We start from the raw sequence: 2,524 nt of genomic DNA, 5'->3' as shown, positions 1-2,524 counted from the left end.
ATCAATGAACGCGATCCCCAAGCGGCGGAAGGTTTGTGGGTCAGGCTGGAAGTTCTTGGGAAGCTTGCGGCGCAAGATCACCCCACGACGCCGCTCCATCACGTAAAACGGCGCGCCGAGCACCGACTCGTCAGTGCAGTACACAACGGGCTTGGGAGCCAGCTCGTAAACTTTCGACAACTTGGACAGGACGTTGAATTCCCGTCCCATGTCGTGCGCCGACTTCACCATGTTTCCGAATGGCGGCCGTCGCAGGACGTATTCGTCGCTTCCGAACCGCACCAGATAGGTGAGATTCGAAAACCCTTGCGGAAACTGCTCGATCTCGAGGCGCGCGTCGTGCTGGCCCAAATGCTCGGTCAGGTACGCACCGAGACGGCTAGCGTCAAGCTCTTCGCCTTTGCGCACGGGCGCCGATGAATCGGCAAACGTCGTGGTGATTTGCTCACTCATCGGTTGCTGGCACCTACGACAAGCCGTAGCCGCGCAGGATGCGTCGCGAAACCACGCTCTTGTGGACTTCGTCGGGCCCGTCGTAAATCCGCGCCGCCCGCTCGTGCCGGTAGTAATAGGCCAGGATCGTATCGTCCGTCATGCCCAATGCCCCGTGCGCTTGCAAGGCCCGGTCGATGACCTTCATCAGCACGTCGGCGGCAAAAAACTTGATCAGCGAAATCTCGTCGCGAGCCGCTTTTGTCCCTTCCCGATCGATTGTCCAAGCCGCCTTGAGAACCATCAGGCGCGCGGCGTTGATTTCGGCACGACTTTCAGCGATCCAATTCTGAATCGTCTGCCGAGTCCCGAGCTTGTCGCCCGGAGCGAGGTCCCGACGGGCGGCCCGTTCGCATAACAAATCGAACGATCGCTCGCAGATCCCCATCCACCGCATGCAATGATGAATCCGCCCCGGCCCCAGCCGCGCCTGCGCGATCTCGAAACCTGCCCCTTCGCGGCCGAGCAGGTTCTTTTTCGGCACGCGGACGTTTTCGTACGATACTTCGCTGTGACTGGGCCAGTCCTCTCCCGAGTGCCCCATTACTGAAATGTTGCGCACGATTTTGAAACCGGGCGTGTCGCTGGGAACGATGATCTGGCTGGCCCGAGCGTGCGGGTCGGCCTTGGGATCGGTGACCACCATCGCGATCGCGAACCGGGCGCCATCGGCCGACGAGGTGAACCATTTGCGACCGTTGATCACATACGAATCGCCCTCGACCACAGCCGTCGTATTCATCCAAACGGGATTCGAGCCGGGGTAGCCAGGCTCGGTCATCGAAAAACAACTGCGAATCTTGCCGGCGACGAGCGGCTTGAGCCACGTCTCCTTTTGTTCGGGCGTGCCGAACTCCTGCAGGATTTCCATATTGCCGGCATCGGGAGCCTGGCAGTTAAAGACGAAATGTCCGAGCGGAGTGCGCCCCAGCTCTTCGCTCAAGAGCGCGTGCTCCATGAACTTCAGTCCGGACCCGCCCTGCTCTTTGCCGATCTGCGGCGTAAGCAGCCCCATCTCGCGAACTTTCTCGCGCTTGGCGTGGAGTGCCGGTAACAGCTCGCGAAACGGGCGCGACAGCAGATCGCGCTCGAGAGGATAGACTTCCTCAATCAAGAACTTGCGGACGGATCTCAGTGTTTCTTGGAGCGGTTGCGGAATTGAGAAGTCCATGAGAACTCCCGCCAGAGGTCATCGGGTGCCGAACGGCCGACGCAACGCAATCGCACTTAACGGTACGTTATCTCGTCCGGATCTGCCAGATGCGCGAGTGAATTAAAACCGTCGAGGTTGAACCGCCCGGGGTTGTAGAGGAACGTCGTCACGGAGGCATTTCGCAGCCGCCAGCCGAGATCAAGGCTGACGGGAATCGACGTGCCAAGCGCCATCTGCACCGCCACCGAGATTGGTCCCACCGACGAAACGGCCAGCGTCGTTTTGCCTCGTTCCGGATGCGAGATGATCGAATCGAACGCCCGCCGCGCACGGCTATGAAATTCGTCCCAAAGCTCCATTCCCGGCGGACTGATCTCTCCACGAGTCCAAACCAGCACGGCCGCCTCGAACAATTTCTGAAAGCTCCGTTGCACGTCTTCCGGCTCGCGAGCCCGCCGAAATGCCTGCTCCAACACGCTAAGCTCTGGATACTTTTCTAAGACCATCTGCATGTGCGGCTTGCTCAGCAGTTTGTCGCCGCCGTGCTCGTTGAGTCCCTCGATGATCGTCGGCGCCGGGCAGGGCGAGCCGGCGGCCCCCATCGCTTCGGCAACAATTGACGCCGTTCGCTTTTGTCGCTCGGCCGGACCGGAATACACGGCATCAAACTTCAGCTGCCGCGCGGCAAAGAACTCGCCCAGCCGGCGCGCTTGGGTCTCACCCAGCTGCGAAAGGCGATCGTAATTCTCCTCGAAGAACGACGCTTGGCCATGGCGGACGAGGTACAACAGACTCACCGGTCGCTCCCGGCGTCGCCCGTCAGGACCCAGGATTCGTCGAAAGCCGCGTGCTTCATACTCTTCCCTTCGCGGCGCCCAA

General features: G+C 60.6%; 3 protein-coding genes. All 3 read right to left on the bottom strand.

Features of this window, described 5'->3' with window-relative positions:
* On the bottom strand, nucleotides 1–453 hold a 453-nt coding region (locus VGY55_09930; GenBank protein HEV2970299.1), incomplete at its 3' end, for a phosphotransferase family protein.
* Nucleotides 454–466: 13 nt separating this feature from the next.
* Nucleotides 467–1,663 carry an acyl-CoA dehydrogenase family protein gene (locus tag VGY55_09925; GenBank protein HEV2970298.1) on the bottom strand — a complete coding sequence of 399 codons (1,197 nt, stop codon included), beginning with the start codon at nucleotides 1,661–1,663 and terminating at the stop codon, nucleotides 467–469.
* 56 nt (nucleotides 1,664–1,719) lie between these two features.
* Nucleotides 1,720–2,524 (bottom strand): histidine phosphatase family protein (locus tag VGY55_09920; protein HEV2970297.1); only part of this gene is annotated, 805 nt, incomplete at its 5' end.

The organism is Pirellulales bacterium, from assembly GCA_035939775.1.
GTDB lineage: Bacteria > Planctomycetota > Planctomycetia > Pirellulales > DATAWG01 > DASZFO01.
Note: the sequence above shows the minus strand (reverse complement) of the source record. Positions and strands in the feature narration are given on the sequence as shown.

What these genes read in the sequence shown, in the direction of transcription:
- VGY55_09925 (HEV2970298.1), bottom strand. Translation starts at nt 1,663, where the DNA reads ATGGACTTCTCAATTCCGCAACCGCTCCAAGAAACACTGAGATCCGTC.